Origin of the sequence: Ewingella sp. CoE-038-23 (genome assembly GCF_040419245.1) — a bacterium.
In the GTDB taxonomy this organism is placed as follows: domain Bacteria; phylum Pseudomonadota; class Gammaproteobacteria; order Enterobacterales; family Enterobacteriaceae; genus Ewingella; species Ewingella allii.
Genome location: NZ_JAZHOH010000001.1, coordinates 1,768,268 through 1,781,277, shown reverse-complemented (window position 1 = coordinate 1,781,277; position 13,010 = coordinate 1,768,268). Strand labels below are relative to the sequence as shown.

Below are 13,010 nucleotides of genomic sequence, written 5' to 3'. Positions count from 1 at the left end.
TTTCCGATTGATTAGCTTGCGGCAGATTAGCTAACCGGCATCATTTCAGGATCTGGGTATTGATACTCGAAACCCAACTCTTTGCAGATGAGGCTGCCGTCGATCAGCTTGCCGCTCGGCTGCCCTTCAGCAACTTCAGCAAACTGCGGTTCCGTAAGCCCAAGCTGGCGAGCAAAGGCAGGATAGAAATGACGTTTTTGGGTATGCACCGGCGCGCACAAATTATAAGTATGTCCGCCCTTCGGCAAGCCGAGCAGAAGAGTGATGGCCTGAATAACATCATCCTGATGGACCAAGTTGACGCCATCGTCCCCGCCCTGTACGTCGGTCTTGCCGGCAAGGAAGCGTCCCGGATGACGATCCGCGCCCACCAGCCCCGCCAGTCTAAGTACATCAACCGAGGTATTAGGCAAGCGATGGAACCAGTTTTCCAGCTCCTCAAGCACTCTGCCGCTTGGCGTTACCGGACGCAGCGGTGAGTTCTCACGCATGGTTCCCGTGCCATCACCATAGACAGATGTCGAGCTAGTAAAGATGATGCGGCCAACATTGTACGCCAGCGCGCTGTCCACCAGCTGCTGAACCGCCTGAAAATAGAGCTCACTGCCCTCCACCGTCCGGCGCGCCGGCAAGGTGATGATCAGCGCGTCGACATTTAATAGTACATCCAGATCGGCCGCTTCACACTCCATCTCCGGCTTAAAGACCAGAGGGAAACAGTTGATACCACACATGCGCGCGGCGTCGACGCCGTCCGGCGTGGTCTTACTGCCGACAACCTCATACCCCTTCATGGCCAGAGACATTGCGAGTGGCATACCTAACCACCCCAACCCCACTATTGCGACTTTTTTCATTTATTACTCCATTCTGTTCGCGCCATGCGTTCCTGCATGATCAAGGCCGAAAAGTTCTCATCCCACTTAGTTTAACAATTTATGCCTGTTCATTCGTTCAGGCAATGTCGGAAGCTGTCAGCTTTTTCTTATAAATGTTACAGACTGGTTCTCCTACGCGATCATTCACGTTTTAGATGAAAGTAGCGCCGGTGATAAGAAAAATTTATCTTCCTAAAAAAAGGTTGCGTCGCGGCTACCTCATAGTTTAGTTTTATTGACACAAGAATTGATACTCGCTGTGAATGATACCTTTAATGGCATTGACGACGCAGTTAAAACACTAAGCACCACCAATAAGAGAAAGACTCATGACTAACGTTCTGTTCAACCACCATCATCACCATCACCCTGACTAGTCTTTCAGGCGTTTGGTGCTGGGAGACTGTTTAGATCTTCCAGTGGCGCAGAACCTAAAGAGAGCCCTCGGAAGATCAACTTCCGAGGGTTTTTTTTTGCCCCTCCCCTTCATAATTCAAGTTACAGGTGCGTTGGCTGCTTTTACTCACCCGAATCACTTACTTCAGTAAGCTCATCGGGATTCGCTCAATTGCCGCCTTCCTGTTACTCGAATTATTTTGGGGTAAAAAGAATTAAGCAAACACAACAAAATTAAATACTTATAAGGTCGAGGTTTTTATGTTGGATAAATCACGTTTACGGATAGCAATGCAGAAGTCAGGTCGCCTGAGCGACGATTCACGCGAACTGCTGGCACGCTGTGGGATCAAAATTAACCTGCAAGAGCAACGCCTGATCGCTTTCGCAGAGAATATGCCGATCGATATCCTGCGCGTGCGCGATGACGATATCCCAGGGCTGGTGATGGACGGCGTGGTGGACTTAGGCATTATCGGCGAAAACGTGCTGGAAGAAGAGCTGCTGAACCGCCGCGCACAGGGCGAAGACCCGCGTTACTTCACCCTACGTCGTCTGGACTTCGGCGGCTGCCGCCTCTCATTGGCCACCCCACTGGACTGCGACTACACCGGCCCGCAAAGCCTGCAAAATGCCCGTATCGCCACCTCTTACCCACACATCCTTAAACAGTACCTCGACAAGCAAGGCGTAGAGTTCAAATCCTGCCTGCTGAACGGCTCTGTCGAAGTGGCACCGCGCGCCGGTCTGGCCGACGCCATTTGTGACTTGGTCTCTACCGGCGCAACCTTAGAAGCCAACGGCCTGCGCGAAGTGGAAGTCATTTACCGTTCGAAAGCCTGTCTGATTCAGCGCGACGGCGAAATGCCGCAAGAGAAACAGCTGCTGATCGACCGCCTGATGACCCGTATTCAGGGCGTGATTCAGGCTCGCGAATCCAAATACATTATGTTGCACGCGCCAAGCGAGCGTCTGGACGAAATCATCAGCCTGCTGCCAGGTGCCGAGCGCCCTACTATTCTGCCTCTGGCGGGCGACCAGCAGCGCGTGGCGATGCACATGGTCAGCAGTGAAACCCTGTTCTGGGAAACCATGGAAAAGCTGAAAGCCCTCGGCGCCAGCTCCATTCTGGTCTTACCAATCGAAAAAATGATGGAGTAAGACCATGCAGCCAACCGCGTTCAGTACCCCTATTGACTGGCAGCAATGTAGCGAAGAGCAGCGTCGCGATTTGCTGACTCGTCCGGCAATCTCCGCCTCTGACCGAATCACCGAGTCAGTCAGCGAGATCCTTAGCCGCGTTCGCAACGAAGGCGACAGCGCCTTACGCGAGTATTGCGCCAAATTCGATAAAACCGATGTCGCCGACATTCGCGTCACCGCCCGGCAAATCGAAGACGCCTCGGCTCGCCTTGGCGACGACGTGAAACAGGCGATGGCGCACGCGGTACGCAATATCACCACCTTCCATGAAGCGCAAAAGCTGGCGGTGGTCGATATTGAAACCCAGCCCGGGGTGCGCTGCCAGCAGCTGACCCGCCCGATTCAGTCGGTGGGTCTGTATATTCCTGGCGGCTCTGCGCCGTTGGTATCGACGGTATTAATGTTAGCGACGCCTGCAGCGATTGCGGGCTGTCAGCGTGTGACGCTGTGCTCACCGCCACCGATTGCCGATGAAATCTTATATGCCGCCAAGCTGTGTGGCGTCAGTGAGGTTTACCAACTCGGCGGCGCGCAGGCCATCGCCGCTCTGGCCTTCGGGACAGAAAGCGTGCCTAAAGTGGCTAAAATCTTCGGGCCGGGCAATGCCTACGTCACCGAAGCCAAGCGTCAAGTTAGCCAAAGCCTCAATGGCGCGGCGATTGATATGCCAGCCGGACCGTCCGAAGTGCTGGTGATTGCCGACAGTGGCGCAACGCCTGACTTCGTGGCTTCTGACCTGTTGTCGCAAGCAGAACACGGCCCGGATTCACAGGTGGTGCTGCTGACGCCTAGTCTGCAGATGGCAAAAGCCGTGGCCGAAGCCGTAGAGCGTCAGCTTGCCCTGCTTTCGCGCAAAGAAATTGCCCGCCAGGCGCTGGAAAGCAGCCGCCTAATCGTGGCGAAAGACTTAGCACAGTGTATTGAAATCAGTAACGCTTACGGCCCGGAGCACCTGATTTTACAAACCCGCGAGCCGGAAGCCTTGGTAGACAGCATCACCAGCGCGGGCTCGGTGTTTCTCGGTGACTGGTCACCGGAATCTGCGGGAGACTACGCCTCGGGCACCAACCACGTGCTGCCGACCTATGGGTATACCGCCACTTACTCAAGCCTCGGGCTGGCGGATTTCCAGAAACGCATGACGGTACAACAGCTTACGCCGCAGGGCTTGCTGGGTCTGGCGACCACCATTGAAACACTGGCGCAGGCTGAACAACTGACAGCTCATAAAAATGCCGTAACCCTGCGCGTCAATGCGCTGAAGGAGCAAGGACAATGAGTGATAAAAGCAATCTCAGCGTTCAGGCGCTGGCCCGTAAAAACGTTCGCGAGCTGACACCTTATCAGTCAGCTCGTCGTCTGGGTGGCAATGGCGATGTCTGGTTAAATGCCAATGAATATCCGCTGGCTCCGCAGTTCGAACTCACCGCGCAGACTTTCAACCGCTACCCAGAATGCCAGCCGAAGCTGGTGGTGGAGCGCTACGCGGCCTACGCCGGTCTGGATGCCAGTCAGGTAATCGTCAGCCGTGGCGCCGACGAAGGCATTGAGTTGCTGATCCGCGCGTTCTGCGAGCCGGGCAAAGACGCCATCCTTTATTGCCCGCCTACTTACGGCATGTACAGCGTCAGCGCCGAGACTATCGGCGTGGAAGGTCGCACGGTTGACGCCAATGAAGACTGGTCGCTGAACCTGCCTGTCATAGAGGCGGCGCTCGACGGCGTAAAGCTGGTCTATATCTGTAGCCCAAACAACCCGACCGGCAATCTGATCAATCCCGATGATTTGCGAGCCGTGCTGGAATTCACGCGCGGCAAGGCGATTGTTGCTATAGATGAAGCGTATATTGAGTTCTGCCCGCAGGCCTCGGTCGCCGGCTGGCTGCAAGAGTATCCGCACCTCGCCGTGCTGCGCACCCTCTCCAAAGCCTTTGCTCTGGCCGGACTGCGCTGTGGCTTCACCTTAGCCAGCAGCGAACTGATTGCTCTATTAATGAAAGTGATCGCCCCTTATCCACTGGCAACGCCGGTTGCCGACATTGCCGCGCAGGCGCTGAGTGATGAAGGCTTGGCGGTTATGCGTGCGCGGGTATCAGAAATCAGTGAAACCCGTGGCTGGCTGATCGACCAATTAAATCAGTGCGAATGCGTAGAGCAGGTATTTACCAGCGAAACCAACTACGTGTTGGCTCGCTTCATTGCTTCCAGCCAGGTCTTTAAAACACTGTGGGATCAGGGCATTATCTTACGTGATCAGAATAAACAACCGGGTCTTTCCGGCTGCTTACGCATTACCGTAGGCACCCGTGCCGAGTGCCAGCGAGTCATCGACGCGCTGCGCCCACTGCCCGGCGCGGGCCAGACGGCAGTAACCACTAATAATGAATTTGCCCCAAGAAAGGAGCCTATGTGAGCCAGAGCCCGTTAGTACAAAAGATCTTATTCATTGACCGCGACGGTACGCTGATTTCCGAGCCGCCTGAAGATTTTCAAGTAGACCGTCTGGATAAGTTGGCGCTGGAACCGGGAGTGATCCCCGCTCTGCTGGCCCTGCAAGGCGCGGGCTTCAAACTGGTGATGATCACTAATCAGGATGGTTTAGGTACGGCGAGCTTTCCACAAGAAACCTTCGACCCGCCTCACAACCTGATGATGCAGATCCTCACTTCACAAGGCATTGTGTTTGACGAAGTGCTGATTTGCCCGCACTTGCCTGCTGACCACTGCGCGTGCCGTAAGCCGAAAACCGAGTTGGTGAAGGGTTATCTGGACAGCGGCGTGATGGACGTCGTTAACAGCTATGTGATTGGCGACCGTGATACAGACCTGCAGCTGGCGGCCAATATGGGCATTGCTGGCTTACGTTACCAGCGCGATACGCTCAACTGGCCAGCGATTGCTGAACAGCTGACCAAACGCGACCGCCACGCCCAGGTTAACCGCGTGACGCGCGAAACCGCCATTGACGTAGATGTCTGGCTGGACCGCGAAGGCGACAGCAAAATTCGCACCGGCGTCGGCTTCTTCGACCACATGTTGGACCAAATCGCCACCCACGGCGGCTTCCGCATGAATATTGAAGTGAAAGGTGATTTGTACATAGACGACCACCACACGGTTGAAGATACCGCGCTGGCGCTCGGCGAAGCCTTGAACAAGGCACTGGGCGATAAACGCGGCATTGGCCGTTTCGGCTTCGTGTTGCCGATGGACGAGTGTTTGGCTCGCTGCGCGCTGGACATCTCTGGCCGCCCGCACCTCGAATACAAAGCGGAGTTCAACTATCAGCGCGTAGGCGATCTTAGTACCGAGATGGTGGAGCACTTCTTCCGCTCACTTTCTTACGCCATGGCCTGTACCCTGCACCTGCGCACTAAGGGCAAAAACGATCACCACCGCGTGGAAAGCCTGTTCAAAGCCTTTGGCCGCACACTGCGCCAGGCGATCCGCGTTGACGGCAACACCCTGCCGAGCTCGAAAGGAGTGCTTTGATGAATGTCGTTATCCTTGATACCGGCTGTGCCAACCTCTCTTCAGTGAAATATGCGGTCCAGCGTCTGGGTTATGAGCCGCAGGTCAGCCGCGATCCGGAAATTGTTCTACATGCCGATAAGCTTTTTTTACCCGGCGTCGGCACGGTTCAGGCTGCCATGGATCAGCTTGAGCAGCGCGAGTTAATCGACTTAATCAAGGCTTGTACTCAGCCCGTGCTGGGCATTTGCCTAGGTATGCAGCTGCTTGGTTCGGGCAGTGATGAGAGCGGCGGCGTGGCAACTCTGGGGATTATCGATACGCCGGTGCAACGCATGCAGGACTTAGGCTTGCCTTTGCCGCACATGGGCTGGAACCAGGTGATTGCTAACGCTGACAGCCACTTGTTCCGCGGGATCGACGAGAACGCGTACTTCTATTTCGTCCACGGCTATGCGATGCCAATCTGCGAAAACACCATCGCGCAGACGCTTTACGGCGAAGCCTTCACCGCTGCCGTGCAAAAAGATAATTTCTTCGGCGTGCAGTTCCACCCCGAGCGTTCCGGTGCAGCAGGCGCACAGCTGTTGAAAAATTTTCTGGAGATGTAAGCACCATGATTATTCCCGCTTTAGATTTAATTGACGGCAGCGTGGTGCGTTTGCATCAGGGCGATTATGGTCAGCAACGTGATTACGGCAGCGACCCGCTGCCACGACTGCATGATTATCAGCAACAGGGTGCCGAAGTGCTGCACTTAGTGGATTTGACCGGCGCGAAAGACCCGGCGGCCCGCCAAATCCCGCTGCTAAAAAAACTGCTGGCTGGCGTTAGCGTGCCCGTGCAAGTCGGCGGCGGCATTCGCACCGAGCAGGATGTCGAAGCGCTGTTATCTGCGGGCGCAACCCGCGTGGTTGTCGGCTCAACGGCGGTAAAAGACCCTGAGACAGTTCAAGGCTGGTTTAGCCGTTTTGGCGCTGACGCGCTGGTTTTGGCGCTGGACGTGCGTATTGATGAGCACGGCACGAAAAGCGTGGCCATTAGCGGCTGGCAGGAGAACTCGAACGCCACCTTAGAACAAGTGGTCGAGCAGTATCTACCTTTCGGCCTCAAGCACGTGCTGTGCACGGATATCTCCCGCGACGGCACCCTCGCCGGCTCAAACGTAGAGCTGTATCGCGAAGTCACGGCGCGTTATCCGCAAGTGGCATTTCAGGCATCAGGCGGCATTGGTAATTTGGATGATATCGCCCAACTGCGCGATAGTGGCGTAACAGGCGTGATTGTCGGGCGCGCACTTCTCGAAGGCAAATTTAGCGTGACGGAGGCAATTTCATGCTGGCAAAACGGATAATCCCCTGCCTGGATGTTAAAAACGGTCAGGTAGTCAAAGGCGTGCAGTTCCGCAATCACGAAATCATCGGCGACATCGTGCCGCTGGCAAAACGCTATGCGGAAGAAGGTGCCGACGAATTAGTGTTTTATGATATTACCGCCTCTTCCGACGGGCGCGTGGTGGATAAAAGCTGGGTATCTCGCGTGGCGGAAGTGATCGACATTCCTTTCTGCGTGGCGGGCGGGATTAAAAGTGCGGAAGACGCGGCGCAGATTTTACAGTTTGGCGCGGATAAGATTTCCATCAACTCCCCTGCACTGGCCGACCCGACGCTGATCACCCGACTGGCGGATCGCTTTGGCGTGCAGTGCATCGTAGTTGGCATCGACACTTGGCATGACGCTGAAACCGGCAGCTATCAGGTTCACCAGTTTACCGGCGACGAGGCGCGCACCAAAGTCACCACCTGGCAGACCCAAGATTGGGTGAAAGAAGTTCAGCAACGCGGCGCGGGCGAAATTGTGCTGAATATGATGAATCAGGATGGCGTACGCAATGGCTATGATTTGCAGCAGTTGCAGTTGATTCGCGACGTTTGCCGCGTTCCTCTGATCGCGTCAGGCGGCGCGGGCACGCCGAAGCACTTCCTCGATGCATTTTTACAAGCCAACGTTGATGGCGCACTGGCGGCATCCGTGTTCCACAAACAAATAATTAATATCGGCGAGCTGAAGAGCTATCTGGCCGAAAATGGCGTGGAGATCCGCTTGTGAGTAATGAAAATTTGAATAATGCGCGTTTAAGTGAAGAGCAGATTGCCCAGCTAGACTGGGAAAAAGTCGATAATCTGATGCCTGTTGTTGTCCAACACGCGGTATCCGGTGAAGTATTGATGATGGGATATATGAACCAGGAAGCCCTGACCGAAACTCAGGCTTCTGGCAAAGTCACTTTCTATTCTCGAACCAAACAGCGTTTGTGGACCAAAGGCGAAAGTTCGGGCAACTTCCTCAATCTGGTCAGCATCTATCCCGACTGTGACAACGACACCCTACTGGCGCTGGTCAACCCTATCGGCCCGACTTGTCACAAAGGTTACAATAGCTGCTTCCATCCTGCCGCAACCGACTGGGGATTCCTCTTCCAACTGGAAGAACTATTGGCTTCGCGCAAAAACGCCGACCCAGAGAGTTCGTATACCGCCAAACTCTACGCCAGCGGCACTAAGCGCATCGCGCAAAAAGTCGGTGAAGAAGGCGTCGAAACCGCCCTCGCCGCCACGGTCAATGACCGTTTCGAACTCACTAACGAAGCGTCTGATTTGGTGTATCACCTGCTCGTGCTGTTGCAGGATCAAGATTTGAACCTGAGCACGGTGATTGAGAATTTGCGACAGAGGCATAAGAAGTAATTTAGTGATTTTTAAATAAAAAAAAGGCCGGTTTAATTGATAAACCGGCCTTTTTTATTTAACGAATAATTACGATTTGCGAGAGTAATTTCTCAAAGCATTGCGTCCCAAGACTACACCTGCACCAAGAATGACACCGATTAATGCACCCAGCACTAATATCACACCTTTTTGTGGACTATCACGGCGAATAGGCAGGTTCGGCTTCATCACATAGCGGAAAGAATACGTGGAGTCTGGTTTAGACTTTAATGCGCTAATAGCCAAAAGTGACTGACGGGCGTCGTAGTAGGACCCATCCAGTGGCAACGGACGCGTAGCTTCATTCTTTATAATAGATGAAAGCGCATCACTGCCTAAAGCAAACAGAGTATCTTCAGATAAATTTTCAGCTTGTTGCACAATCGTATTTTTAGTATTGGACTGCTCAGCAACAATCAGTGCCTGATTTAGGATCTCAAGACGTTTATCTTTCTTCTCCTGAGCGACCTTTTCTTTGGTTGCTAGGTCTTCTTTCAAGTCACCAATTTTCGAATTGATGCTCGACTGTAAATCATCATCAAGCTCGTTGACTACGCGCTTATTGATTTGTTGGATATAAGTAGTGAGTGTCTTTTGCGCGTCACCTGCACTTGAAGCCGTATAGCTTATTTTAACAGGCACAGGTTGATCTTTAGTGGAAGGTGCTATGATTAACTTCTCAGGTTCAGCTTGGTTATCAAGTTGTTCGGATAATGCAGAAATAGCAGCATTAAATCGCCCAAAAAAGCGCTGCTGGACTTCAGTAATTGCAGGATTTTGGTTATACAGAACTCCCATTGCATTCGTATAGTTCGCAACTTGCCCTGAGTCCGGATAGGTCACAATAGCTTCGGAAGTCCATTTTTCTTTAGCAACGACTAAATAGGTTATCGCAATTGCTAGAGCTAAAATCACACAAATAATAATTGTCACTTTCCCGCGCCAAAGCTGCATAAAAAGTTCAATTATATCAATAGAGTCATCAGCATCATTGCTGTGTCTTCTCATCCCGTCATTGTTATCTTGATTCATGGTCACCCTAAGCAAAATATTTAAGCAATTGTATGCGTGAAGTAATTATAAGCTTGTAATTTCAGGAATACCTAACTGAAAAATAGGTATTTTGTTCGGATTGCACCGAAATTCAACAGATTCTGAAATTAATAATACCCAGAAATAACTTTTAGCATTCCTGCTGAGTCAGTAAAGCAAATAAAAAAACGACCCACTTAAAGGGTCGTATGATTATTAATCAGCAACGAGTAAATTTAACTTAATCCAACCACTCGGTGTGGAACACGCCGTCTTTATCAGTGCGTTTGTAAGTATGTGCACCGAAGTAGTCACGCTGTGCCTGAATCAAGTTAGCTGGCAGAACCGCAGAACGGTAGCTGTCATAGTAGTTGATCGCAGCAGAGAATGTCGGAGTCGGGATGCCGTTCTGAACAGCATAAGAGACTACATCACGCAGCGCTTGCTGGTATTCGTCAGCAATGTTTTTGAAGTACGGAGCCAACAGCAGGTTAGCAATTGACGCGTTTTCTGCGTAAGCATCAGTGATTTTCTGCAAGAACTGAGCACGGATGATACAACCAGCGCGGAAGATCTTAGCGATTTCGCCGTAGTTCAGATCCCAGTTGTTTTCGTCGGATGCTGCTTTCAGCTGTGAGAAGCCTTGCGCATAAGAGACGATTTTACCCAGATACAAAGCACGACGGATCTTCTCGATAAACTCTGCTTTCTCTCCGGAGAAAGGTTTAACGGTTGGGCCAGTCAGTACTTTGGATGCCGCAACGCGCTGATCTTTCAGAGAAGACAAATAACGAGCGAATACAGATTCAGTGATAAGAGTCAGTGGTTCACCCAGATCCAGAGAGCTCTGGCTGGTCCACTTACCGGTACCTTTGTTAGCTGCTTCGTCCAGAATCACATCAACCAGATATTTACCTTCTTCATCTTTCTTGGTGAAGATGTCTTTGGTGATATCGATCAGGTAGCTGCTCAACTCGCCTTTGTTCCACTCAACGAAGGTGCTAGCCAGCTCTTCGTTGGTCAGACCCAGAGACTGTTTCAACAGGGAATAAGCTTCAGCGATCAGCTGCATGTCGCCATATTCGATGCCGTTGTGAACCATCTTCACGTAGTGACCTGCACCATCAGCACCGATGTAAGCAACACAAGCGTCGCCATCTTCAGCACGAGCAGCGATTTGCTCAAGGATCGGAGCAACCAGCGCGTAAGCTTCTTTCTGACCGCCAGGCATGATAGATGGACCTTTCAGAGCGCCCTCTTCACCGCCGGAAACGCCGGTACCGATGAAGTTGAAACCTTGCTCAGACAGTTCGCGGTTACGGCGAATAGTGTCTTTGTAGTAGGTGTTGCCGCCATCTATCAGGATGTCGCCCTTATCAAGGTGCGGAGTCAATGAAGCAATGGTTTTGTCTGTTGCTTCGCCCGCTTTCACCATCAGCAGGATACGACGCGGTTTTTCCAACGAGTCAACAAACTCTTCGACGCTGTAGTGCGGAACCAGATTTTTACCCGGGTTTTCAGCGATCACTTCATCAGTCTTGTCGCCTGAACGGTTATAAATCGAAACGGAATAACCACGGCTTTCAATGTTAAGCGCGAGGTTACGGCCCATTACCGCCATACCGACAACGCCGATCTGTTGTTTGGACATTAGCAACTCCTGTCTAAAATAGTTGATTGCTCAGTTTATGGTCTAAACCCATGTAATTAGTGAGTTTATACAAGCTGGGCTATACAAATGAACATCAGCATTGTACATGAGTTTTCGAAAGGAGGAACCTATCGCAGCGATCACAAAGTGCGATTTGACGTACTTAACTAACGAGCGATAAAAAAAACCAACTGCATATTTTTATGCCATTCCCCACATTAACAATGTGAAGGATAAAGATGAATAGAACTCAAAGAAATGTAAACACCAAGCCGTTTTATGGTAATACATTTTTAAGTCATTATTTTTGAGGACTTAATTAATAAGCCAGTGTACATGACTCTTAACTTTTTGTTTTCCTTTTCATCATAAGCACACAGGTTAATAGCAGTAATAAACTAATAGACTCTACTGCAATAATAGAATATACAGCGCCAACAGCACCACATTTTAGAACTAAAAAATACATCAAAGGGACTGCCACAATAATACATACACTCGCCGTATAGAGGCCAAATCGGTAAAGTCCTTGCGATTGTATTATAGACGTGAGAGCACCATTAACACATTTTATTGAAGCAACAAGCAAGAAACATATCACAATGGCATTGACATCACTAGAATATAAAATAACATTATGACCAAAGGTGGAAACAGCAAAATAATATAAACTTGAGCTAACTATACCATAAAGAATGACACAGAACAAAAAAGGAGATATTTTTTTTATAAGATTCCCTTCTCTTAAATCATAATGACTAAACCTGGCATAAGCCACGGTAGAAAACACCGAAGATATCATTACCAGAGGATCTATTAATCTAAAAACTTGCCCGTATGATGCCAAGCTTGCTGGGTCGAAGTGCTTAATATAAAAATTATCGAGTCGACTATAAAAGATAACAATTATTGCATTAAACCCAATACTTTTTGTTTTATTATATAATGATAATATATTCTTTAGTGAAGCTTTTCTTAACTGTGGTAAAAATGTTAAGCCTAAGTATCTTAAAAGAAAAAAAGAAACCGCAGAAACGAAGGAAACCTCCACAAAAAGGTAATACCAAGCACTAAACCCCACCTTCATTACATAGCCAATTAATAAGACGCAAACAACAAGTGTGGTTACCATGATAATAATAGGCGTAAGGGATTTATTTGAATTCAACGATTGAAAGAAACTACCGGCCATATTGAAAAACATTGCGAAAAATAATGAAATAGCAATTGGCCCATAAACGTTGAAACTATAACCTGCAAAATAGCAGTAAACAAAGAAAAGAAAAGAAAATAAGGAACCTGTAATGAGTTTTTGACAGAACACATTGCCTAATAATTCTAATCTTCTTTCGGCTTCTGTATACTTCCTTATCACATAAACATCAACACCAAAGTCCGCCAAAACTCTTAAAATCTCGAGTGTTCCGACTAAAAGAATGAATGAACCACCATTCTCAATACCGAGTTCACGCGTGATCATAAGAATTGAAAGTGTTTTCGCTCCAAAATAGCACACTTTATTTAAAAGTGCATAAATGCCATCAGTGAAAATATCCTTCAGCATTTTAACACCCTTTTATGTTACGTGATTTAAAAAAATGCAATGTTTTTT

The 13,010-nt window shown here is 50.1% G+C and carries 13 protein-coding genes and 1 other annotated feature; of the genes, 9 read left to right on the top strand and 4 right to left on the bottom strand.

Annotated features, from left to right (window positions below; genetic code table 11):
- Positions 1-26 precede the first annotated feature (26 nt).
- Entirely contained in the window at positions 27-857 is an 831-nt protein-coding gene (locus V2154_RS08375; RefSeq protein WP_353501838.1) for an SDR family oxidoreductase, read from the bottom strand.
- A 350-nt stretch (positions 858-1,207) separates the two neighbouring features.
- Here V2154_RS08375 and hisL point away from each other — a divergent pair, with 350 nt between their 5' ends.
- From hisL to hisIE, 9 genes are all read left to right on the top strand, one after another.
- Positions 1,208-1,255, top strand: a complete 48-nt coding sequence (gene hisL, locus V2154_RS08370; protein ID WP_128124630.1) for a his operon leader peptide — start codon at positions 1,208-1,210, stop codon at positions 1,253-1,255.
- Positions 1,231-1,353 (top strand) — a sequence feature (His leader region). (Overlaps the previous gene by 25 nt.)
- A gap of 182 nt (positions 1,354-1,535) precedes the next feature.
- The gene (gene hisG / locus V2154_RS08365) at positions 1,536-2,435 is read left to right on the top strand and encodes an ATP phosphoribosyltransferase (protein WP_353501837.1); all 900 of its coding nucleotides are present in this window, start codon (positions 1,536-1,538) and stop codon (positions 2,433-2,435) included.
- A 4-nt stretch (positions 2,436-2,439) separates the two neighbouring features.
- Complete coding sequence (gene hisD / locus V2154_RS08360) at positions 2,440-3,756, top strand: histidinol dehydrogenase (RefSeq protein ID WP_353501836.1); 1,317 nt, start codon at positions 2,440-2,442, stop codon at positions 3,754-3,756.
- A complete protein-coding gene (hisC, locus tag V2154_RS08355) occupies positions 3,753-4,889 on the top strand; it encodes a histidinol-phosphate transaminase (protein WP_353501835.1) in 1,137 nt (378 codons plus the stop codon). Before hisD ends, hisC begins: the two co-directional genes overlap by 4 nt.
- Entirely contained in the window at positions 4,886-5,968 is a 1,083-nt protein-coding gene (gene hisB, locus V2154_RS08350) for a bifunctional histidinol-phosphatase/imidazoleglycerol-phosphate dehydratase HisB (protein WP_353501834.1), read from the top strand. The genes hisC and hisB overlap by 4 nt, the downstream gene beginning before the upstream one ends.
- Positions 5,968-6,558: an imidazole glycerol phosphate synthase subunit HisH gene (hisH, locus tag V2154_RS08345; protein ID WP_353501833.1), complete on the top strand. Its 591-nt coding sequence runs from the start codon at positions 5,968-5,970 to the stop codon at positions 6,556-6,558. The genes hisB and hisH overlap by 1 nt, the downstream gene beginning before the upstream one ends.
- A gap of 5 nt (positions 6,559-6,563) precedes the next feature.
- On the top strand, positions 6,564-7,301 hold the full coding sequence (gene hisA, locus V2154_RS08340) for a 1-(5-phosphoribosyl)-5-[(5-phosphoribosylamino)methylideneamino]imidazole-4-carboxamide isomerase (protein WP_353501832.1): 738 nt from the start codon (positions 6,564-6,566) through the stop codon (positions 7,299-7,301).
- Positions 7,283-8,056, top strand: coding sequence for an imidazole glycerol phosphate synthase subunit HisF (hisF, locus tag V2154_RS08335; protein ID WP_353501831.1), 774 nt, complete (start codon positions 7,283-7,285; stop codon positions 8,054-8,056). The genes hisA and hisF overlap by 19 nt, the downstream gene beginning before the upstream one ends.
- An 11-nt stretch (positions 8,057-8,067) precedes the next feature.
- On the top strand, positions 8,068-8,694 hold the full coding sequence (hisIE, locus tag V2154_RS08330; RefSeq protein WP_437342027.1) for a bifunctional phosphoribosyl-AMP cyclohydrolase/phosphoribosyl-ATP diphosphatase HisIE: 627 nt from the start codon (positions 8,068-8,070) through the stop codon (positions 8,692-8,694).
- A 69-nt stretch (positions 8,695-8,763) separates the two neighbouring features.
- Here hisIE and wzzB read toward each other — a convergent pair whose 3' ends face one another.
- The 3 genes from wzzB to V2154_RS08315 all read right to left on the bottom strand — a co-directional run bounded on the left by wzzB (position 8,764) and on the right by V2154_RS08315 (position 12,962).
- Positions 8,764-9,747, bottom strand: a complete 984-nt coding sequence (gene wzzB / locus V2154_RS08325) for an LPS O-antigen chain length determinant protein WzzB (RefSeq protein ID WP_353501829.1) — start codon at positions 9,745-9,747, stop codon at positions 8,764-8,766.
- A 241-nt stretch (positions 9,748-9,988) separates the two neighbouring features.
- Complete coding sequence (gnd, locus tag V2154_RS08320) at positions 9,989-11,398, bottom strand: NADP-dependent phosphogluconate dehydrogenase (protein ID WP_353501828.1); 1,410 nt, start codon at positions 11,396-11,398, stop codon at positions 9,989-9,991.
- A gap of 343 nt (positions 11,399-11,741) precedes the next feature.
- Positions 11,742-12,962, bottom strand: a complete 1,221-nt coding sequence (locus tag V2154_RS08315; protein ID WP_353501827.1) for an oligosaccharide flippase family protein — start codon at positions 12,960-12,962, stop codon at positions 11,742-11,744.
- Positions 12,963-13,010: the final 48 nt, after the last annotated feature.

What these genes read in the sequence shown, in the direction of transcription:
- V2154_RS08375 (WP_353501838.1), bottom strand. Translation starts at nt 857, where the DNA reads ATGAAAAAAGTCGCAATAGTGGGGTTGGGGTGGTTAGGTATGCCACTC.
- hisG (WP_353501837.1), top strand. Translation starts at nt 1,536, where the DNA reads ATGTTGGATAAATCACGTTTACGGATAGCAATGCAGAAGTCAGGTCGC.
- hisD (WP_353501836.1), top strand. Translation starts at nt 2,440, where the DNA reads ATGCAGCCAACCGCGTTCAGTACCCCTATTGACTGGCAGCAATGTAGC.
- hisC (WP_353501835.1), top strand. Translation starts at nt 3,753, where the DNA reads ATGAGTGATAAAAGCAATCTCAGCGTTCAGGCGCTGGCCCGTAAAAAC.
- hisH (WP_353501833.1), top strand. Translation starts at nt 5,968, where the DNA reads ATGAATGTCGTTATCCTTGATACCGGCTGTGCCAACCTCTCTTCAGTG.
- hisA (WP_353501832.1), top strand. Translation starts at nt 6,564, where the DNA reads ATGATTATTCCCGCTTTAGATTTAATTGACGGCAGCGTGGTGCGTTTG.
- hisF (WP_353501831.1), top strand. Translation starts at nt 7,283, where the DNA reads ATGCTGGCAAAACGGATAATCCCCTGCCTGGATGTTAAAAACGGTCAG.
- wzzB (WP_353501829.1), bottom strand. Translation starts at nt 9,747, where the DNA reads ATGAATCAAGATAACAATGACGGGATGAGAAGACACAGCAATGATGCT.
- gnd (WP_353501828.1), bottom strand. Translation starts at nt 11,398, where the DNA reads ATGTCCAAACAACAGATCGGCGTTGTCGGTATGGCGGTAATGGGCCGT.
- V2154_RS08315 (WP_353501827.1), bottom strand. Translation starts at nt 12,962, where the DNA reads ATGCTGAAGGATATTTTCACTGATGGCATTTATGCACTTTTAAATAAA.